This window comes from Dokdonia sp. (assembly GCF_039945015.1).
Taxonomy (GTDB): domain Bacteria; phylum Bacteroidota; class Bacteroidia; order Flavobacteriales; family Flavobacteriaceae; genus Dokdonia.
Genome location: NZ_JBDUXP010000018.1, coordinates 150,705 through 171,783, shown reverse-complemented (window position 1 = coordinate 171,783; position 21,079 = coordinate 150,705). Strand labels below are relative to the sequence as shown.

22 protein-coding genes are annotated in these 21,079 nt (G+C 34.6%); 15 read left to right on the top strand and 7 right to left on the bottom strand.

The genetic code is table 11. From position 1 onward, the window contains the following. Positions 1–57: 57 nt before the first annotated feature. Together ABJD27_RS12430 and ABJD27_RS12425 are read left to right on the top strand one after the other, a co-directional pair. Positions 58–630, top strand: coding sequence for a hypothetical protein (locus ABJD27_RS12430; protein WP_348165120.1), 573 nt, complete (start codon positions 58–60; stop codon positions 628–630). Between the two features lie 142 nt (positions 631–772). Then, a complete protein-coding gene (locus tag ABJD27_RS12425) occupies positions 773–1,252 on the top strand; it encodes a hypothetical protein (protein WP_348165117.1) in 480 nt (159 codons plus the stop codon). A 4-nt stretch (positions 1,253–1,256) separates the two neighbouring features. On the opposite strand, the gene ABJD27_RS12420 is transcribed toward ABJD27_RS12425, so the two are convergent. The 4 genes from ABJD27_RS12420 to ABJD27_RS12405 form a co-directional block, all read right to left on the bottom strand. Then, positions 1,257–2,207, bottom strand: a complete 951-nt coding sequence (locus tag ABJD27_RS12420; protein WP_348165114.1) for a peptidase — start codon at positions 2,205–2,207, stop codon at positions 1,257–1,259. 334 nt (positions 2,208–2,541) lie between these two features. Beyond that, positions 2,542–3,321, bottom strand: a complete 780-nt coding sequence (locus ABJD27_RS12415) for a TPM domain-containing protein (protein ID WP_348165111.1) — start codon at positions 3,319–3,321, stop codon at positions 2,542–2,544. A gap of 95 nt (positions 3,322–3,416) precedes the next feature. Next, entirely contained in the window at positions 3,417–3,857 is a 441-nt protein-coding gene (locus tag ABJD27_RS12410) for a TPM domain-containing protein (protein ID WP_348165108.1), read from the bottom strand. Continuing rightward, entirely contained in the window at positions 3,857–4,465 is a 609-nt protein-coding gene (locus tag ABJD27_RS12405) for a LemA family protein (protein ID WP_348165105.1), read from the bottom strand. The genes ABJD27_RS12410 and ABJD27_RS12405 overlap by 1 nt, the downstream gene beginning before the upstream one ends. Positions 4,466–4,613: 148 nt before the next feature. Here ABJD27_RS12405 and ABJD27_RS12400 point away from each other — a divergent pair, with 148 nt between their 5' ends. Continuing rightward, the gene (locus tag ABJD27_RS12400; RefSeq protein WP_348165102.1) at positions 4,614–4,802 is read left to right on the top strand and encodes a hypothetical protein; all 189 of its coding nucleotides are present in this window, start codon (positions 4,614–4,616) and stop codon (positions 4,800–4,802) included. On the opposite strand, the gene ABJD27_RS12395 is transcribed toward ABJD27_RS12400, so the two are convergent. Together ABJD27_RS12395 and ABJD27_RS12390 are read right to left on the bottom strand one after the other, a co-directional pair. Further along, positions 4,799–5,128, bottom strand: coding sequence for a MerR family transcriptional regulator (locus ABJD27_RS12395; protein ID WP_348165099.1), 330 nt, complete (start codon positions 5,126–5,128; stop codon positions 4,799–4,801). The two genes, ABJD27_RS12400 and ABJD27_RS12395, sit on opposite strands and share 4 nt — an antisense overlap. A gap of 4 nt (positions 5,129–5,132) precedes the next feature. Beyond that, positions 5,133–6,107, bottom strand: a complete 975-nt coding sequence (locus tag ABJD27_RS12390; RefSeq protein WP_348165096.1) for a M23 family metallopeptidase — start codon at positions 6,105–6,107, stop codon at positions 5,133–5,135. A gap of 117 nt (positions 6,108–6,224) precedes the next feature. Between ABJD27_RS12390 and alaS the strand changes: the two genes are divergently transcribed. The 6 genes from alaS (at position 6,225) to ABJD27_RS12360 (ending at position 14,646) form a co-directional block, all read left to right on the top strand. Further along, the gene (gene alaS / locus ABJD27_RS12385) at positions 6,225–8,837 is read left to right on the top strand and encodes an alanine--tRNA ligase (RefSeq protein WP_348165093.1); all 2,613 of its coding nucleotides are present in this window, start codon (positions 6,225–6,227) and stop codon (positions 8,835–8,837) included. Positions 8,838–8,890: 53 nt separating this feature from the next. Next, the gene (locus ABJD27_RS12380) at positions 8,891–9,835 is read left to right on the top strand and encodes a GSCFA domain-containing protein (protein ID WP_348165090.1); all 945 of its coding nucleotides are present in this window, start codon (positions 8,891–8,893) and stop codon (positions 9,833–9,835) included. Between the two features lie 89 nt (positions 9,836–9,924). After that, on the top strand, positions 9,925–10,539 hold the full coding sequence (locus tag ABJD27_RS12375) for a DUF4230 domain-containing protein (RefSeq protein WP_348165087.1): 615 nt from the start codon (positions 9,925–9,927) through the stop codon (positions 10,537–10,539). 186 nt (positions 10,540–10,725) lie between these two features. Then, positions 10,726–11,241: a hypothetical protein gene (locus ABJD27_RS12370; protein ID WP_348165084.1), complete on the top strand. Its 516-nt coding sequence runs from the start codon at positions 10,726–10,728 to the stop codon at positions 11,239–11,241. Between the two features lie 357 nt (positions 11,242–11,598). After that, a complete protein-coding gene (locus ABJD27_RS12365; RefSeq protein WP_348165081.1) occupies positions 11,599–13,704 on the top strand; it encodes a sensor histidine kinase in 2,106 nt (701 codons plus the stop codon). Positions 13,705–13,995: 291 nt separating this feature from the next. Continuing rightward, positions 13,996–14,646, top strand: coding sequence for a response regulator transcription factor (locus ABJD27_RS12360; protein ID WP_348165078.1), 651 nt, complete (start codon positions 13,996–13,998; stop codon positions 14,644–14,646). On the opposite strand, the gene ABJD27_RS12355 is transcribed toward ABJD27_RS12360, so the two are convergent. Next, the gene (locus ABJD27_RS12355; RefSeq protein ID WP_348165075.1) at positions 14,643–16,388 is read right to left on the bottom strand and encodes an aromatic amino acid hydroxylase; all 1,746 of its coding nucleotides are present in this window, start codon (positions 16,386–16,388) and stop codon (positions 14,643–14,645) included. The genes ABJD27_RS12360 and ABJD27_RS12355 overlap by 4 nt on opposite strands. A gap of 186 nt (positions 16,389–16,574) precedes the next feature. Between ABJD27_RS12355 and ABJD27_RS12350 the strand changes: the two genes are divergently transcribed. The 6 genes from ABJD27_RS12350 to paaC all read left to right on the top strand — a co-directional run bounded on the left by ABJD27_RS12350 (position 16,575) and on the right by paaC (position 21,037). Next, positions 16,575–17,072 carry a hypothetical protein gene (locus tag ABJD27_RS12350; protein ID WP_348165072.1) on the top strand — a complete coding sequence of 166 codons (498 nt, stop codon included), beginning with the start codon at positions 16,575–16,577 and terminating at the stop codon, positions 17,070–17,072. A gap of 133 nt (positions 17,073–17,205) precedes the next feature. Further along, positions 17,206–17,781: a TetR/AcrR family transcriptional regulator gene (locus ABJD27_RS12345; RefSeq protein WP_348165069.1), complete on the top strand. Its 576-nt coding sequence runs from the start codon at positions 17,206–17,208 to the stop codon at positions 17,779–17,781. A gap of 65 nt (positions 17,782–17,846) precedes the next feature. Next, positions 17,847–18,920: a 1,2-phenylacetyl-CoA epoxidase subunit PaaE gene (paaE, locus tag ABJD27_RS12340; RefSeq protein WP_348165066.1), complete on the top strand. Its 1,074-nt coding sequence runs from the start codon at positions 17,847–17,849 to the stop codon at positions 18,918–18,920. 94 nt (positions 18,921–19,014) lie between these two features. Next, a complete protein-coding gene (gene paaA, locus ABJD27_RS12335; protein ID WP_348165063.1) occupies positions 19,015–19,974 on the top strand; it encodes a 1,2-phenylacetyl-CoA epoxidase subunit PaaA in 960 nt (319 codons plus the stop codon). Continuing rightward, positions 19,974–20,261 carry a 1,2-phenylacetyl-CoA epoxidase subunit PaaB gene (gene paaB / locus ABJD27_RS12330; RefSeq protein ID WP_348165061.1) on the top strand — a complete coding sequence of 96 codons (288 nt, stop codon included), beginning with the start codon at positions 19,974–19,976 and terminating at the stop codon, positions 20,259–20,261. The genes paaA and paaB overlap by 1 nt, the downstream gene beginning before the upstream one ends. Before the next feature lie 20 nt (positions 20,262–20,281). After that, on the top strand, positions 20,282–21,037 hold the full coding sequence (paaC, locus tag ABJD27_RS12325) for a 1,2-phenylacetyl-CoA epoxidase subunit PaaC (protein ID WP_348165058.1): 756 nt from the start codon (positions 20,282–20,284) through the stop codon (positions 21,035–21,037). Positions 21,038–21,079: the final 42 nt, after the last annotated feature.

The following is a 21,079-nucleotide window of genomic DNA, read 5'->3' as shown; positions in this document are numbered from 1 at the left end:
ATGCGTTCTATTTTTAATTTGATTTGTATCAACGATTACTAATTATAAAAGTTTGATATGAGATATATATTCCCATTTTTGTTTTTAATGATTCCAGCCTTACTATATGCACAGCAGTATGAATATGCTGCCTCTGAGGCATATCCTTTTGGTCGGCCTCATCCAGATGCGCCAAAACAACTTTTGGACTATGAATCGCTTATTGGAGAATGTGATTGTACCTCTACAAGAAGAAATCCAGACCAAACGTGGGGAGCGCCAGAAGATATGATATGGCGCTTTTCTTATATTATGAATGGAACAGCAGTACAAGACCAAACCCTTAAAGCAAACGGAGGGCATACAGGAAGTATACGGCAGTACATAGCAGATAGTAGTAAATGGTATGTACATTATTATTCCAATATAGCACCATCTACAAGGCTGTCTGCTTGGGAAGGAGGCATGAGAGGTGATAGTATTGTCTTGTATAAAGAACAAAAAACACCTACAGGAATAGATGGATTTTATCGCATTACTTTTAGTGATATAAGTCAGGATGGATTTAACTGGATAGGCGAGTGGGTAGATCCAGAAGAAACCATCACATTTCCTACGTGGAAGATTCGTTGTAGAAAAAGAAAACAATAACTCAAGATGAGTTCAATACTAAGATTACATTATGAATATAGGAAGTAGTATCGCTATTGCCGTGGCTATTATAGTACCCATTGCCTTTATTATTGTTTTACTGTTGAAAAAGGATAAAAACAAAAATTAGTACCTTGGAGGTATGAAAACACTTGTTATTGTGACAATTATGATGTTGGGAACTACTGTTTTTTCCCAAGAGATCGACCTGCCTCCTAATCCAGAACCAGGGAAATGTTATGTAAGGTGCTTACATAAAAAGCAGCAAAAGAAAAAAACAAAGTGGACAGAATTAAACTGTGCTTTAGTCCAGTTTCAATCGCTTGAAGTACAATTGGAAAATCCTACCAGTAGAATCTCAAAAGATGATTTAAAAGTTATAGATAAAGAGTTGGTGCCCTTTATAAAAAAAGGATACAAACTACAGATGCGAAGTCATTATGTTTCTAATAAGCCCGATAGTATAGATGTTAATATATCTTCTCAAAGAGCGATAGCAATAGGAAACTACCTTGTAGAAAAAGGAATGAATCCAGAATTACTTGTTGTAAACTCATTGGGAAGTAGCAAGTCAGATAAAACGATGCTAGAATACCGTATTATTAATACTCCATTAGAATAAAGAACTATATTCCTTTATAAGCACTTTCAAATTCTTTGATTAATTCATCGATTTCTAGATCATCATACTTTCTTGAGAAATGTACAGGAATCGCTTCTTTTATTTGACACTCTTTCATGATTCTGCCAGATTCTGAGGAATAGCTATGATAGTTAGAAATGGCTCTTTCTTTATCTTCTACCTTATAAAAACTTTCTATAAACACTTGATCTGCATTTTTAAAAGTAGTTAGAATGTTTTTATGATTGGATGGCGATGCCGCGTGATCCATAATTACACCAAGTTTTTTCCCTTTTTTAACTTCTATAAGATGAAATAAATCAGAAGCTTTATATGTTTTTTCTTCAAGTATTATATCACAATGAGGGTCATTTGTTTCAAAGGCATTTTTTAAATCCTTGACCCATATACCTCCTTTGAAACCTCCTTTTTGTAAGTCGATTTTGGTTTTATCTAGACCTTTAAAGAGATAGGCAATCGTATCTGTTTTGTGATCTAGAATAGTGTATTCAACTTCAAATAAATCATTTAGATAAACAGCATCTTGTGACAAATTTTCCAGTGGTGTGATTTCCCAAAATGGAGGTTTTAGTTCTGCTCTTTTTATTGTCCTGTCTGACTGAATTTCTCTAATCTCATAAGTTATGGCATCTTCTGCGATGAGATTCCAACGGTAACTTTGTATCCTACTTTGTACTTGTTGTGTAATATCTGTAGGTCCACAAATAATGACTCTTTGTTTACTTCCTATTTGATGACGTAATATTGTATCAAAATTTACAAAGTGATCTATATGTGTATGACTTATAAAGATTGCTTTTGTGTTTTGACATTCTTTTACGGTAAGTGCTTTTGCTTCCCCACACTCACATATATAATTATAAGAATGGTTTTCAACACGAATTAAGATACAGATATCTTCGTTTTTTTGACTTTTTACTTCTGGATGAAACATGAGATTTTTATTTGCAATATGATGTCGATCAGACGTTGCAATGATAACTAATTTTAATAAATATAGGATATGTTTAAGAGTACGCTTTCGCGAAAGCGTATTACAGAGATTTTAAATTTTAAAAAACAACGATTGTTAAGTTTGGCAATTTGTATTTCAGATTTCTAGGATATTTTTTAGATTACCATCCTCTTGGTAAGTGAGTAACGGAAAGATTTTAAAAATTTACACAGGAAAAAGTTTTAAATTTTCAAAAACAACCACCGCCAATTTTCGGCTAATATTGTTTGCGATTTAGATTTTGCACTTCCAATTTCTAAACTTGTACTTTAGATTACCATCCTCCAGAGGCACCGCCTCCACCGAAACCACCACCGCCAAAACCTCCTCCAAAGCCCCCTCCTCCAAAGCTTCCGCCACCTCCAAAGCTTCCGCCTCCGCCTCCGAAGCCACCACGACCCATATTACTGAGAATAATGACATCTAGTAAGGAACCTCTAGAACGACCTCCGCCATTGCGGCCACCTCCGCGATGATTCTTTCGACTTAGAATGATGAGAATAACTATAAATAGTACAAATGCTAAGATGGGACCAATAGGGAATTCTCTATTACTTTTGCGAGTGCCTGTAAAATCTCCTTCAAGACGTGCAATCATCTCATCGGTAGCTTGATTAAGACCGCCATAAAAATCACCTTTTTTAAAAGCAGGAATGATGGTTCTATTAATAATACGTTCTGCATCGCTATCGGAGATAATAGACTCTATACCATATCCCGTGTTTATATCTACTTTACGATCATCTTTGGCAACTATAATCATGATGCCATTGTCCTCATTAGCTTGACCAATACCCCATTTTTGCCCCCATTGAGCCCCTAAAAGCGAAATATCTTCTCCCTTTGTTGAGGAGATAATAGCAATTACTATTTGGGTTGAGGTCGTGTCGCTATAGCGTATGAGTTTTTGATCTAGAGATTTTTGTTGATATGAATTAAATAAACTAATATAATCGTATACCGCTGTCTGTTCACTTTTCTTAGAAGGCTTCGGCGGAATATCAAATTGCGCTTGCGCTGTAAATCCATTGCTTAAAAAGGCAATAATAAACAATAGACATACGCCTATGTTTTTTCTTTTGCAAACCTGCTTTACCAGCAAGTAGGAGCGTATAAATATACTTTTATATATGGATAGTGCTTCTGTCATTAACTTGAAGTGATTTCGTCTGGGAGTTCATTAATATCTCCATGTTGCCAAGGAAAATAGGCACTTAGTCGTTCTCCAGCATGTTGAATCCCTTCAATAATTCCCTCTTTAAATTGACCTGCTTTAAAATGAGTAGCCATGGTATCTCTAGTGGATTCCCAAAAATTTGGAGGGACTTTGTTGTTTATACCACGATCGCCGCAAATAGCAAATTTGTGATCATCTACAGCGACATAGATTAAGACACCATTTTCTTCTTTGGTATTGTCCATTTTTAATAGATGAAAAATTTCTTTGGCACGAGTAAAAGTGTCGAGATCAGTATGCCGTTCTAGATGTACCCTGATCTCTCCAGAGGTCGTGCTTTCGGCAATACGAATAGCTTTGACAATGTCTTGTTCTTCTGATTGCGAAAGAAAATCTTCTACCGTAGATGCCATTATGTACCGAAATCAAATTCTACCTCAGGTGCTTTTTCTGCTCCTTCATCTGCTTCAAAATAACTTATTTCAGAAAACTTTCCGATAAACATATTGATAATATTATTAGGAAATTTTTTGATATGCTTATTAAAAGGTCTTGCAGATTCGTTAAAACGGTTACGTTCTACATTGATCCGGTTTTCTGTGCGAGATAGCTCATTTATAAGTTCTTTAAAATTCTCATTGGCCTTAAGGTCTGGATAGCGTTCAAAAACGGCTAATAATCGAGATAGAGCAGATGTGAGCCCTTGTTGAGCTTGTTGGAATTGCTTAAGTTGAGCTGGCGTAATGTTGGATGGATCTATCGTAATAGATGTTGCTTTTGAACGTGCTTCGGTTACTTTTAATAACGTTTCTTGTTCAAATTGTGCATACCCCTTTGCTGTCTTTACAATATTAGGGATAAGATCTGCACGACGTTGGTAACTACTTTCTACATTACCCCATTGTGCTGTTGCATCTTCTTGTAAGTCTATAGAAGTGTTATAGAATCCTGGTCCTACGAGAAATCCAATTATTGCTAAAACAGCAACTATGATGATAATGGCGATTAATCCTTTTTTCATATCTGGTTAGTTTGTGTTTGTTGGTTTTTGTTACACGATGTCTGTATAAATATCTTAGACATAGTGCAATTTAAGAAAATCTTCTAAGCTTGATTCTGTAACAAAATAGGAATCAGATCTACCTATTAAGTGTATAAAACTATCGATTATGAGAGCAATAAAGTATCTATTAGTAACGATTGGAATGTTAGGAATGATAGCTTCTATCTATACGGCAATTGTCCATAAGGAAGTCGCGACAAACATACCATCATTCATTGCGAGTCTATCTCTTGTGTATTTAGGGAGGTATAAAGTAATGCCTAAAAATGAAAAATCTATCGTGGAGAAATGCTAAAGATTATCCTTAAGTTCTGTTAATTGCGCTTTGACGTGTTCTAGTTTTCGGATAATGTCAAAATTACTAAGTGTTTCTTTCTTCCCTTCTTTAAGGTGTATTTTTGCACCCTCTAATGTAAATCCACGTTCTTTAACAAGATGGTAAATCAATTCAAGATTTTTGATGTCTTGCGGAGTGAATTTTCGATTGCCTTTTGCATTTTTTTTAGGTTGTAATACATCAAACTCTTTCTCCCAATGTCTAATAAGAGATGCATTTACGTCAAAAGCTTTGGACACTTCTCCAATACCGTAATATAATTTTTCTGGAAGATCTATATGCATACCTTTAATCTAAAGATTGATTCTCTTGAAGAGATTGTTTAAGTAATTCGTCAAATTCTTTTGGCGAAAGTTTACCGTAGTAAAAATGAATAGGGTTAATACGTTCTTTCTCCTTGAAAATCTCATAATGTAAATGAGGTGCTTCAGAGCGTCCTGTGCTTCCTACAAATCCAATAAGATCCCCACGTTTTACTTTTTGACCTTTACGCACGTTGTATGCATTTAAATGCGCATATAGACTTTCATAGCCATATCCATGTGTAATACGGATATGTTTCCCATACCCAGAAGCTGTTGCATCTGCACGAGAAACAGTTCCATCACCACTAGCATATACAGGTGTTCCTCTAGGTGCTGTAAAGTCCATTCCCCAGTGTTTTTTACGAGCCTTTGTAAAAGGATCAGTGCGATATCCAAAGCCAGAAGCCATACGTGTTAAGTCTTCATTACTCACAGGTTGTATCGCAGGAATAGCGGCAAGTAATTTTTCTTTATCTGCAGAAAGCCTAGCGATCTCATCAAGAGATTCAGACTGAATCCCTAACTGTTTTGTGATTTGATCCATGCGCTTATGGCTCTCAGCAATCATCTCTGAATTTTCATATCCTTGTAAATTCTCATATCTATTTACACCTCCAAAACCAGCTTTACGTACTTCATCGGGAATGGGATTTGCGTCCAATAAAATTCTGTAAATCTCATTATCTCTTGCTTGGATATTTTCCAAGACCTTGCTTGCTAGATCCATTTTTGACTCTAGAATAGACTGTTGTAATACAAGATTTGCGTTCTCTCTTTCTAGTCTACGTTCTTTAGGTGTATCTATGCCCGAATTCAACACCGTGATAAATAAGATAAGCCCCATAAGAACAGAGGCTGTAATAAATAATAGTATAAAGCCAATTGTGCGCCCTTTTTTACGCTCTACTTTTCGGTAGGAAAGGGTATCGCTATCATAGTAATATTTTACCTTAGACATAAGTTAAAATGTGTATTTTTGCCAGATGTTATAGATGAATTTTACGCTTTCGCGAAAGCGTACTTCATTTATCAAAACGATCAAAGATAAAAATAATTATTCGATACGATTACTTCTATGAAATCTCAAGAAATACGTGCCAAATTCCTAGCATTTTTTGAATCAAAAAAACACGACGTAGTGTCTTCTGCACCTATGGTGTTAAAAGATGACCCTACCTTGATGTTTACAAATGCCGGCATGGTGCCATTTAAAGAATATTTTTTAGGTAATGGAACTCCTAAAAACACGCGTCTTACAGATACTCAAAAATGTTTACGTGTTTCAGGAAAGCATAATGATTTAGAGGAAGTAGGAAAAGATACCTATCATCATACCATGTTTGAGATGTTAGGGAATTGGAGTTTTGGAGATTACTTTAAAAAGGAAGCCATTGAGTGGGCTTGGGAATTACTTACCGAAGAATTTAAAATAGATAAGAATAGCCTCTATGTGACCATTTTTGAAGGTGACAAAGGAGATGGACTAGAACGTGATCAAGACGCCTATGATTTATGGAAAAACCTAATCTCAGAAGATCGTATTCTTAATGGAAATAAGAATGATAACTTCTGGGAAATGGGAGCGCAAGGACCTTGCGGACCTTGTAGCGAGATTCATGTAGATATACGATCTGAAGAAGAGAAAAAAGCTGTAGACGGCCGTACACTAGTAAATGAAGATCATCCGTTGGTGATTGAAATTTGGAACCTGGTATTTATGCAGTTTAACCGTCTTGCAAATGGATCACTAGAAAAATTGCCAGCACAACACGTAGATACAGGAATGGGCTTTGAACGTCTATGTATGGTGTTGCAAGGCGTACAATCTAACTATGATACCGATGTCTTTACGCCGTTAATGCGAGAGATAGAAACCATTACTTCTTCAAAATGTGGACATAAAGAAGAGACCGATATTGCCGTTCGTGTAGTAGCAGATCACTTAAGAGCAGTTGCCTTTTCTATAGCTGATGGACAATTACCAAGTAATACAGGAGCAGGATATGTCATACGCCGTATTTTGCGTAGAGCCATTCGTTATGGATTTACATTTTTAAATACCAAAGAGCCTTTTATTTATAAGCTTGTTAATACCCTTGTGAAGCAAATGGGAGATGCATTCCCAGAGTTGAAACGAGAGAAAAACCTTATTGTTAATGTAATAAGAGAAGAAGAACATTCTTTCTTAAGAACATTAGATCAAGGATTGATTTTACTAGATACAGTCATTGAAAATACAAAAGGAAATACCATTTCTGGAGAAAAAGCTTTTGAACTTTATGATACTTATGGCTTTCCTAAAGATTTAACGGCTCTTATCTTAAGTGAAAAAGGATTGCATCTAGATGAAGAAGGTTTTACAACAGAATTACAAAAACAAAAAGATCGTTCTAGAGCAGCTGCTAAGGTAGAAACAGGAGATTGGACTGTGTTAATGGATGATTCGGAAGAAGAATTTGTTGGGTATAATACCTTAGAAACTTCTGTAAAGATTACACGCTATCGTAAAATCGAAAGTGAGAAGGATGGAGAACTCTACCAATTGGTGTTTAACCTGACACCTTTCTATCCAGAAGGAGGAGGACAAGTAGGGGATAAAGGATATCTAGAAGTGCCTAATGGAGAAGTGGTGTATATCATAGATACTAAGAAAGAAAATAACTTAATTATACATTTGGCCAAAAACCTTCCTAGAACTACAGAAGGAACCTTTACAGCAATAGTAGATGAGAAACAACGTTTCCGTACGTCTGCAAACCATACGGCAACCCATTTGTTACATCAAGCATTGCGTAAAGTCCTAGGAACACACGTAGAGCAAAAAGGAAGTATGGTGCATAGCGGTAATCTTCGTTTTGATTTTTCGCATTTCTCAAAAGTAACTTTAGAAGAATTAAAGGCGGTAGAAAACTTTGTAAATGCTCGTATTAGAGAAAGTTTACCTTTAGAAGAACAAAGAGGTATAACCTATGATCAAGCGATTAAAGAAGGAGCCATCGCACTTTTTGGAGAAAAATATGGAGATGCTGTAAGAGCTATTCGTTTTGGGAAATCCATGGAACTTTGTGGAGGGACTCATGTGCAAAGTACAGGTGATATCTGGCATTTTAAAATTACATCAGAAGGAGCTGTTGCATCTGGTATACGTCGTATAGAAGCGATTACCAATGATGCGGCAAAGGAATACTTTACATCAGAAACAGAAGCGTATAATAAAGTAAAAATAACGCTTAAGAATGCACAAGATCCAGTAAAAGCTATTACAAGCTTAATGGATGAGAATACAGCACTTAAAAAACAAGTAGAAGCTCTTATCAAAGAGAAAGCCAAAAACCTAAGTGGTGATCTCGAAAAAGAATTTGAAGAAATTAATGGTGTTCAGTTTTTAGCAAAAAAAGTAGACCTTGATGCAGGAGCAATTAAAGATCTTGCTTTTAAATTAGGACAGAATAAGAACGATGTTTTTCTGCTTTTTGGGACAGAACAAAATGGGAAAGCATTGTTGAGTTGCTATATTTCAAAAGAACTAGTTGCTAGTAAAAATTTAAATGCTGGTCAAGTAGTGCGCGAACTAGGAAAACACATCCAAGGAGGAGGAGGAGGACAACCTTTCTTTGCAACAGCAGGAGGGAAGAATCCAGATGGGATTGATACCGCTTTAGAAGAAGCAAAAAACTTTTTGAGTTAAAAAATAGAATGAAAAAGGGATACTGTTATTAGTACCTTTTTTTTATATATCCTATGAAACTACAAACCAACATCCCACTACAACCTTTTCAGCACCCGCTTGGGTATGAAAATAAAATGTTGTTATTAGGATCTTGTTTTGCCGAAAATATTGGAGATAAACTTGCATATCATAAGTTTCAATCTATTGTGAATCCATATGGAATTCTTTTTCATCCGCTTGCTATAGAGCGTGTGTTGCAAGATGCATATAATGATGAAAATTATGGAGAAGAAACCATTTTTGAGCTAGATGGTGTTTGGAAATCTTTTATTGCACATAGTCGGTTAAATAGTAGTACTAAGGGAGCTATAATCGATAAACTAAAAGAAGTGCAGAGCCAACTTAAAACGGCACTTCAAGAAGCTTCTCATATTTTTATTACCCTAGGAACGGCTTGGGTATACCAACATAAAGACACTGGTATTGCTGTAGCAAATTGCCATAAAGTACCTCAAAAACAATTTGTAAAAGGATTGTTACCTATAGAAGAAATTGTTGCGAGTCTTAAACGACAATGTACTATTATTCAGAATTTGAACCCTCAGGCTCAGATTACTTTTACCGTATCTCCTGTACGACATAGTAAAGATGGGTTTGTAGAAAACACAAGAAGTAAAGCACATCTAATTTCTGCGGTACACGAGGTGTGTAACAAAGAAAATATACATTATTTTCCAGCGTATGAATTGATGATGGATGAATTGCGAGATTATCGATTTTATGCAACAGATATGCTACACCCTAGCCAACAAGCTATAGATTATATCTGGGAAAAATTTATGGAAGTATACGCTTTCGCGAAAGCAAAAAAAACACTCAAAGAAGTTCAAATTATCCAACAAGGATTAACACATCGTCCTTTTAATCCAGAGAGTAAACAACATCGACAGTTTATTGGAAAACTTGAAAATCGTATGGCTTCTTTAAAAAAAGAATATCCACATATTACATTTTAGAGAGTCCTATTTTTAAAGCCCGTATTTCTAAAAGAAAGAATAGTTGTATAAAATATAGTAGTTTAGTGCCATATAAGTAAATCTTAGGTATGCGTAAAATATTGTATGGAGCTGTTATATTGATTCTTATTTTATTGAGTTTTCGATATTGTGGGTTTAAAGATGATGGCCATCAGCAACTAGAAGAGCATTCTGCACTTATTGAGAAAACGCTTAAAAATGTAGGGAAACTTGTAGTGACAGAAGGAGAGTATGCAGAAGTATTTACCTATGAAGATTCTAAGGAGTTTTATCTAGATATTCTGACGGCAACAAAAAAAGCATTGGTTGTTGCAAATGCCAAAGCAACAATATCCTATGATTTGAGTAAAGTAGAAACAAGCATAGATGAAACAACTCAAACAGTATATATTACTAATATTCCTGAGCCAGAATTAACGATTAATCCAAATCTTGAATACTACGATATCCAACAAGATTTATTTAATCCTTTTGAAGCAGAAGACTATAATGTGATTAAATCCAAAGTAACAAATACACTTAGGAAGAAAATAGAAGCATCTAGTTTGTACACAAATGCAGAAAATAGATTAATTACAGAGCTTCATAAAATTTATATTCTCACAAATTCTTTAGGATGGACATTGCAATATGATGCCACTCCAATTACTAATATTACAGATTTTGAAAAACTATTAGATTAACTAGTCAATAGCTTAGTCTCATTTTGAATAGGGTATACTATTTCAAAACATGTTTTAGTGTTTTAATACTGCTTTTGCAAAAGCGGTATATGATGTAATACATAAATACGGCAATTGCCTTATAGATTTCTATGTATCCTTTTGTCAATTTTACACCATCAAATAACAACACTAAAAACTTCAATTATGAAAACAATTAAATTAGTAATGCTAGTATGTATCGTTGGGTTAATGTATACTTCTTGCTCAACAGATGATGGTAACGATAGCGGTGATACTGCTGCAGAAGGTCGTATGGTCGCAAAAATAGATGGGGCAAACTTTGAGTCTATGGAGATTGCAACTTCAGCAACCGAAATATCAACAGCTGGTGTTACGGCAATGATTATTAGAGGAGGAGATACAACAGGAAAGACAATTGTAATGAATATTAATGCTTTTGATGGAGTAGGGGATTATAATATAGATAGTGAGCTTACAATTCTTAACACAGCGCAGTATATTATTCCTAATGTAAATAATCCAGCCAATACCACATTTTATGGTGCTCCTTATGAAGATAGCGGGATGGTAGGGAATATAGATGTTACAGTATTTACAGACACTAAAATTGAAGGTACTTTTTCAATTACTGTAAGGGAACCAGATGGAGGAGTAGATACTATTTCTATTACAGAGGGCGCTTTTAATATTAACCTATAAATAGTAGTATATAATTTTAAGAACGATACTGGTTCAGGGTCGTTCTTATTTTTAAAAAATAAAAAATCAGCGTATAAAAAAAGCTCAGAATGTTGAGGTTTTTACGTGAGCCAGAATACGATATTATATCTGTTCTGGTTTTTTTTGCTTTCGCGAAAGCGTAAATACGGCAATTGCCCTATGGAATAGTAACGGTTATGTATAGATATTTGAAGACATTAAATTCAAATAAAAGTAAATGTCTTTTTAGTGACTTGGGGGAGTGCTATTAAGGTGTGAAGAGGCCACGATTTTTGTGGCTTTTTCTCATTCTTTTTGAATTTGTTACTTTTAAAATAACTAACTATTCTGATAATTATGAGATTTAAATACTACTTGCTAGCACTGTTTTTTGTGCAATTCACATACGCTCAAAATGAAACTAAAGAAGTTGATAGTTTAAAACGTCTTATAAAAAATGCTAAAAATGATGTCGTTAAAGGCCAACTGTATCTTGATCTTAGTAATGCCTATTTATATGTAGTAGATGATTCTACAAGACATTATTTAGAGGAAACAAAACAACTTCTCAGAAAACAACCAGATACTATAGTTTTTAAATGGCATCATAATTATATGCTTTATCATATGGATCTTCGCAATATGGATTCTGCGACTTATCATAGGGATAAGATGCTTCCTCTGAAGGATATTAATAGAACGACTAAGAGTGATTTTAGTTTAGATTCAGGTTATTTTTATTACTATCAGTCAGATTTTAAAAATGCTATAGAGGCTTGGGAGGTAGGTTATGAAATAGCAGTAGAAGAAAAAGATGAAAAAGAGTTGGCCTTGTTTGCTTCTAGAATAGCTATTTGTCATCAACAACTTGGAAATTATGAAAAAGCAATTGATTATCAGCAAAAGACACTAGATTTAGCTGTTAAAAATAAAGATAAAGCAGCTGAATCAAGGTCTTATAATAACACAGCAATGCTTTTTGAAAAGCTTGATCAGTATGAAAAGGCTCAAAGGTATCTTATTAAAGCCTATAAAATAGATAGTATACTAAATAATAAACAAGGTTTGGCAGGAACTCTCATGAATCTTGGTATCATAAATAGAAAAAGAGGAGAAAAACAAAAAGATACTACTAAGATAATTCTTGCTAGAGAATATTACTTAGAAGCACTGCAAATAAGTAAAGAAGTAGGTTTTAATGAAGGAATACAGGGGGGTCTAGCAAATCTATCAAATATTGAAATGGATCTTGGTAATAACAAAAAATCAATAGAGTATGGTTTTGAAGCTGCTGATTTGAATGAAAAGCAAGGAAATAAAATAGGGGAACTTATTTCAAGATTAAATCTAGCATTGGCTTTGAAAAATGAAGGGAGGTTGAATGAGGCTGAGATTGAAATTAATAAATCATTAGATCTGTCTAAAGAGACAAATTTTTTGATTGGAAAACAGAATGGTTATAGAGTGCTGGCTTCAATTCAAAAAGACAAAGAAGATTATGAAAATGCATACCAAACATATGAAAAGTATGTAGAGATTAAAGATTCAATTTCTTCAGATGAAGTAAAAAACAAGGTTAATGAATTGGAAATAAGTTTTCAAACCGCTCAAAAAGAAGCAGCTCTTGCAGATACACGAGCTACGCTTGTAGAAAAAGAACTCCAAGTACGTAAAAAGAATAATCTTATTTATGGAATAGGAGGAACGGCATTACTTTTAGGGCTTTTAGGGTATTTGTTTTATAATCAACAACGTCTTAAGAATCGTCAACAAACCAAAGAATTTGAATTAGAAAAAGCACTTGTCAAAATTGAAACTCAAAACAGATTACAAGAGCAGCGTTTACGCATCTCAAGAGATCTACATGATAATATAGGAAGTCAACTCACTTTTATTACATCTTCTTTGGATAATCTCAAGTATGGGATGAAAGATAAAGAGGAGAAGACAAAAGAAAAACTCACAGAGATAGGCATATTTACAAAAACAACTATTAATGAATTACGTGATACGATTTGGGCAATGAATAAGGAGCAAATTACTTTTGAAGACCTTGAAGCTCGATTGGTAAATTTAGTAGACCAAGCTCGTAAAGCTTCTTCAGATACTACCTTTCATCTTGATATAGATGAAAATATTGATAGTAATAATACACTTACTTCTGTTGAGGGAATGAATCTATATCGTATTATTCAAGAAGCTGTAAATAATGCCATTAAGTATGCAGAAGCTAGTGATGTAACGATTAAACTGTTTCAAAAAAATAAACTACTTGAAACTAGTGTATCTGATAATGGAAAAGGATTTGATATTGAAAATCCTAACTTAGGAAATGGTTTAACTAATATGAAAAAACGTGCTAAAGATATAGATGGAGATTTAAAAATTATATCTAGTATTGATAATGGAACTCGTATTGAATTGCATCTCGCTAGACTTTTAAATACGTCAAATGACGTATAATATGTAAACTATGTCAATTGTATCTTTATATCAAAAGAAATGCTGAGTGAGAACAATTATTTTTTTAGGAATATTGACGCTAATTACTCTTACGATTATAGTATACACTTATAATCGGAGAAGAAGTAATAAAATACATGCTCAAAGCATGAGAATTCTTAGATCAGAACTAGAAATACATCAAAGACAGGTGCAAAAACGATGTTCTCATTTAAAACTATATAAATTTTCAATATACAATTTGGATGAATCCCTACACGTCCAAAAAGAAATTGAACTACCTTTAAAATAATGAATACGAAACTAGCCATTGTAGATGACAATACTTTTCTTATCAAAGCTATAAAAGATAAACTGTCTTTTTTTGATGATATTTCTATTAAGTGGTTTGCCTTAGATGGTGCTCAGGCACTTGCAAAAATTGAAGAAAATCATAATCTTGATATTATCCTGATGGATATAGAAATGCCAGTTCTTAATGGAATTGAGGCTACTCAGATTATAAAACAAAAATATCCTCATGTTAAAATAATAATGCTAACTGTTTTTGATAATGATGAAAATATTTTTAAAGCAATACAAGCTGGAGCAGATGGGTATTTACTTAAAGAAGTAGATCCAGAAACATTGCACAAAGGAATTTTAGAAACTTTAGATGGAGGCGCCGCTATGAACCCTAGTATAGCAATGAAAACACTTAAACTACTTCGTAATCCAACGAATGAAAAGTACCTAGAAGATAAAGAAGAGATTAAATTATCTAAAAGAGAAATAGATGTTTTAGAACAACTATCTAAAGGACTTAGCTATACTGTAATTGCTAAAAATCTAATATTATCTCCTAGTACAGTTAGAAAGCATATTGAAAATATATACAAAAAACTACAAGTACACTCTAAAATAGAAGCTGTTCAAAAAGCAAAAAGGCATAATATCATCTAGTGTATTAATTCAATTCCGTTTTCAATAAGATGTGCTATTTCAGGGCGTAATGCTTGAATTGTTTTTAAACGTTTTAATACTGTTTTCGCAAAAGCGGAACCATCTTCATAAACAAGTTCATAAATCTCTAAGGAAAGTAACCAATCGTTAGTGTGATTATTACATAATTCTTCAAAAATTTCTGAAAGTTGTTTTGGGGATATTGTTTTGTTTTCTCTTATGTCGCGTACTTCTTTATAATGATTTAGAAGATTTCTTTCAGTTTCAGAAACAGTTTGTTTAATCGTAGTAGAACTAATTACGTGTTCTTCAAGTTTAAAAGAAAGATAGTCAGCTGCACCAGCAAACGCAGATAAGATCTCTTGTCCTAATGCCATGTCAAAGTCTCCCATATCTGGAGAAAATAAGATCTCGCCTTTATATGCAACTGTACAATTTGTAAACTGAATAAGCATCAATTTTCCGTTAAGATTACGCAGTCCCGTAACATTGAGCCCATTTACAGTAATACCGCTCTCAAATTCAAAAGAAATGGGTTTTCCATCATAAAAATTATAGGCTTGTAAATCTCTAGGCCCCATATTTTCTATAGATAGGTTAATCCCTTTGAGTTTTCCTAAAGGAGATCTAAATCCGTTAAAATGCCTTATTGTACCATGTCCAATAAGTTCTTTTTCACGATATGCAAGTGTAGTAGGTCCTTCAGTTTCAAAGTAAATAACCTCATTGTCTTCGTTTTGAATCATACGGGTAAATATGCCGCTTATTTGAAGCCCAGTACTTAACTCGATAGTCCCAATTTGTTTGGACTCAATAAGTTTTTTGAGTCCTCGCCACCCTCCTTTACGCACAGCCATGGTGCTTGCAAATTCTTCAAGTACTTTCATAAGATATGCAAAATCTGGAGTGACATATAACTGTGGTTGCGGCTTTGTGATATCAAATTCTTGGTAAATTGCATCGATCGTATACGGTAGTTTTTTTACCTCATCCGTCATACACCAAGCACTCTCTCCAATAGAAGAAAGTAATCCGGCTCCATAAATTTTTGGATCTTCTAAACTGCCTATGAGTCCATACTCTACAGTCCACCAGTGTAAGTTGCGTATTAAAGCAATTTCAGAAGGATTCACCTTTTTGTTTTGTAATTCTTCTACACGTTGTTCTGCTTGCTTTATTTTTTCTTTAGATACTCCTTCGGCTTCTTTTAAAATAGATAGTTCACGAACGGCCTCATACATATTCATATCGTGCGCGCTAGAAATAGCTTTAGCCCCTATTTCTCCAAAACGCCTCAAATATTCAGCATAATCAGGACTTGCAATAATAGGTGCATGTCCAGCGCCTTCATGAATAATATCTGGAGCAGGTGTATATTCTATGTTTTCTAGTTGGCGTATGTCACTAGCAATAACAAGTACTTTGTAGGCTTGAAATTCCATAAAGGCATTGGGAGGAATAAACCCATCAACTGCCACTGCTGCCCAACCAATTTCTTTTAAGATACGATTCATTCCATACATGGATGGGATATGATCTATGGATATTCCTGTTTGTTTGAGTCCGTCTAGATAACTTTCATGAGCTACTTTGGCTAAGTAATCTACATTCTTACGCATCACGTAACGCCATACCGCTTGGTTAATAGAGGTGTACTCCTCATAATTTTGAGGTTTGATATATTGCTTTAAATGTGGCGGTAAGCGATCCAATAATGGATTAGACTCAATGGTAGTACTCATAGAATGTAAAATTAAAGACTTTAGTGGGAATTTTCACTACTACTTTCATAGAGTTTTATGATTTTGATAAAGCGATAAATGATACGCTTTCGCGAAAGCGTATAAAGTATGCTTAGTATACGTCAATTGCCTTATGGTTTGCTGTGTGTTTCTCGGGTAGTTTTGATAAAGATAAAAATCAAAACCATGAAAAAAAGTATAATCATTTTCTTAGTAGCCTTTAGCCTTTATAATTGTAGTAGTGATGATAATGGGAATATTATGCAGGAAGAACAAATGGAAGAGGAAATGTCAAGTGAAGGTTGTAATGGAGATGTCTGTGAAGCAACAATAGGAACAGATGAAACAATGGCTACAGTTCCAGATACTGCTTTCGGGACCTACAATGTAGAATACACATTTGCAGATACAAACTCTCCTTTTGAGTTAGGGACAATAGCAACTTTTATTGTAAAATCTGATCAAACATTAAGTGTAGAAATTGATGGATTTGAATGCATTACCATTAGTAATCCTGTATGGCGTTTTGGAGCCGATGAAACTTCAGGAAACTATACTTTTAAAGATGAATGTCGTGATATGCTTGCTTATAATTTATCATATAATGGAGACGGCTCATTTAATGAAGTAAACATAGAACCATCTGAAGGAATAGGATTCTTTGGGCAATTTACATTGCAATAATATAGACATTGCTCAAAAGCAAAAAGCATCATCTTATTTAAGGTTATATTACTTACTTAGAATTTTTTAAGAAATGATAAGTTGAATTTGTAGAAGTTTCATGATTCTATCATAAAGTGTATATTGCATTTCAATGAGATCAAATACGCTTTCGCGAAAAGAACAAATATGTGTCAAAGCAGCCCAGCTATTTAAAGAGAAAGGATATAGCGCTGTAACCATGAGAGACCTTGCTGCCGCAGTAGGTATTAAAGCAGCAAGTCTATATAATCACATTACCTCAAAACAGCAAATACTCTCCGAGATTATATTAGATATAGCTCAGCAGTTTACAGACGGTATAGAAACAATCGCAACTCAAGAAACAGACGCCATCTCAAAACTCAAAGCTGTGGTGTCTCAACATATTACACTTACGGCAGATAACCCATATGGTATGGCAGCTCTCAATAATGATTGGATGCACCTTGAGGGGAAATTAGAGTATTATTTAAAATTACGTAGCGCCTATGAGAAACAGTTTAAAACTATTGTTTTAGAAGGGCAAGAGTTAGGGGAATTGAAAGACGTAAATTCAGAAATTTTATTATTTTCAATCCTTACCACTTTACGAAATTTATACCTCTGGATACCTAAAAAAGCAGATCTTGAGAAAGATAAATTAATAGAAGAGCTTAGCGAAATCCTGTTGCAAGGTATTGTAAAATAGGATTGTTATGCTATAATTTGGAAAAATAACTAACAATTGTTAGTTTTGTACTATTCAATGATCATATGGCACAATTTCACACTATAAAGGTTAAAGACATTTATAAGGAAACTTCAGATTGTTCTGTGGTTACTTTTGATATCCCTGAAGAATTACACACTGCTTTTGATTTTCAACAAGGACAGCACCTTACACTTAAGGCAATTATAGATGGTGAAGATACTCGTAGGTCGTATAGTTTATGTTCTAGTCCAGTAGATAAAGAATGGAAAGTAGCTGTAAAGCAAATTCCTGGCGGTGTATTTTCAAGTTTTGTAAATGAAGAATTACAATCTGGCGATACGATAGAGGTGATGGCACCTAGCGGTAAATTTGGAGTTCCAGTATCTACAGATGAAGCAAAAAGTTATGTTGTATTTGCAGCAGGAAGTGGGATTACTCCTATTCTTTCAATAATTAAGACACATCTTGCATTAGAGCCTAATGCAACCTTTAAGCTTTTCTATTTAAATCGAACTGTAAAATCCATTATCTTTAAGGAAGAAATAGAGCAGTTACGTAATCAGTATTTTGGCAGATTAGAAATTTTCTATTTTTTGACCAAAGAACAACGAGATATAGAATTGTTTAATGGACGTTTTACCAGTAATAAGTTACAAACGCTTACAAAAACATTAATTCCAGTTGCTTCTACAGATGAAGTTTTTATTTGTGGACCAGAAGAGATGATATTTCTTATAAGAGATGAACTGGTTGCTGCTGGGTTAGAAAAAGAAAAAGTACATTACGAACTTTTTGTAACAGGTCTTTCTGAAGAAGATAAACAACGTGTAGCGCGACTTGCGGAACAACAAATAGAGGGTGTTAATGTCACTATTGTAGATGGAGGAAAAGATTTCCATTTTATGATGACAGATGAATTTGACAATATCTTAGATGCAGCTCTTGGTGCAGGCGCAGATTTACCATTTGCTTGTAAAGGAGGGGTGTGTAGTACCTGTAAGTGTAAAGTAGAAGAAGGAACTGTGGAGATGAAGGTTAATTATGCACTAGAAGAAAAAGAAGTAGCTCAGAACTTAGTATTGAGTTGTCAAGCTGTTCCAACTTCTGAAGTGGTAAAGGTGAATTTTGATGTATAACAATATGTTTTGAGAAACCGTACATTCTCTCCTTCTGGGAGAGATGCCTGAAAGGTAGAGAGGGTTTTCGCGAAAGCGTTTAAAATAATATGCTATGAGTGAACATGAAGTAAAAAATCTAGAAGAAATTTTTGAAGCACGTATTGCACGTGACGAAAAAATCGAACCTAAAGACTGGATGCCAGAAAAGTATCGTAAGACACACATCCGTCAGATTAGTCAGCACGCACATTCTGAAATTGTGGGGATGTTACCAGAAGGAAATTGGATTTCTAGAGCTCCCTCTTTACGACGTAAAGTGGCGCTTCTAGCAAAAGTACAAGATGAAGCTGGTCACGGTCTGTATTTATACTCAGCCTGTGAAACCTTAGGGATTTCTAGAAATGAATTGTATGAACAATTACATTCTGGAAAAGCAAAGTATTCATCTATCTTTAATTACCCAACAGTCACTTGGGCAGATATGGGAGCAATAGGTTGGCTTGTAGATGGTGCGGCTATTATCAATCAAGTACCACTATGTAGTACCTCTTACGGTCCATATGCACGTGCCATGGTTAGAGTATGTAAAGAAGAGAGTTTTCACCAGCGTCAAGGATTTGAGATTATGCTCAAACTAGCTAATGGAACTCCCGAACAAAAAGATATGGCGCAAGACGCTTTAAATAGATGGTGGTGGCCATCACTTATGATGCTAGGTCCTACAGATGCAGAATCTGTACATACTGCACAATCTATGAAGTGGAAACTCAAACGTAAAACCAACGATGAGTTGCGCCAGCAATTTATAGATCAAACAGTCCCACAAGCAGATTTGTTAGGACTTACGATTCCAGATCCAGATTTAACATGGAATGAAGCAACAGGACATTATGATTTTGGAGAAATAGATTGGGATGAGTTCTGGCAAGTTGTAAAAGGACATGGCCCATCAAATAAAAAACGCATGAAAGACAGAGTAGGTGCATGGGAAGAAGGAACTTGGGTACGAGATGCTGCTATGGCATATGCCGATAAAAAAGAAAAACGAAAAGATCTTAAACACGTAGGATAATGTCATCAAAAAACTGGCCCCTTTGGGAAATCTTCGTAAGAAGTAAAAACGGATTAGAACATAGACACTTCGGAAGCCTTCATGCATCAGATGCAGAAATGGCTTTAGAAAATGCACGTGACGTCTATACACGACGTAGTGAAGGTGTGAGTATATGGGTTGTAGAAAGTAATAATATCACTGCGAGTAATCCAGAACATAATGGAGAACTATTTGAACCAGCAGCAGATAAAGTATATCGTCACCCTACATTTTATGATTTGCCAGATGAGGTAAAACATATGTAATCCCAATTTAAAAGTTCGTTATGAACAATAATTTATACAATTACATCCTAGGTATTGCAGACAATAGTCTTATTCTTGGACAACGTCTGGGAGAATTATGTGGTCACGGACCAAGCCTAGAAACCGATATCGCGTGTACTAATATCTCATTGGACTTTTTTGGTCAAGTACGTAGTTATTTTAAATACGCAGCACAAATTTCAGGAAATGAGAAGGTAACAGAAGATACCATTGCATTTTTACGTATAGAACGAGAATATAAAAATGTACTCCTTGTTGAGCAGCCTAATACTGACTTTGGATACACTATTGTACGTCAATTTCTTTTTGACGCTTTTCATTTGCTTTTTCTAAGAGAATTAGAAAAGAGTACAGATGAAACTCTCGTTGCGATTGCAAAGAAGTCTATTAAGGAAGTAAGTTATCATTGGCGTTTTTCTTCAGATTGGATTAGAAGATTAGGTGATGGAACTCAAGAAAGTCACGAGCGAGTGCAAGAAGCTGTGATAGATCTTTGGATGTACACAGATGAATTGTTTCATCAAACAGATGCAGATCAAGTGATGGTTGCAGAAGGAATAGGAGTAGATACTATAAAGTTGAAAGATGCCTATTACCAAATGATTTCTGAAGTACTTAAAGAAGCTACATTAGAAATTCCAGAAGGAAAATATTTTCATAAAGGAGGAAAGCAAGGGATTCACTCAGAGCATATGGGATATATACTGTCTGATATGCAATATATGCAACGTACCTATCCTAATATGGAATGGTAGAAGAATGATGAATTGAAAAGTGTTTTACTTTGAGATTCAATA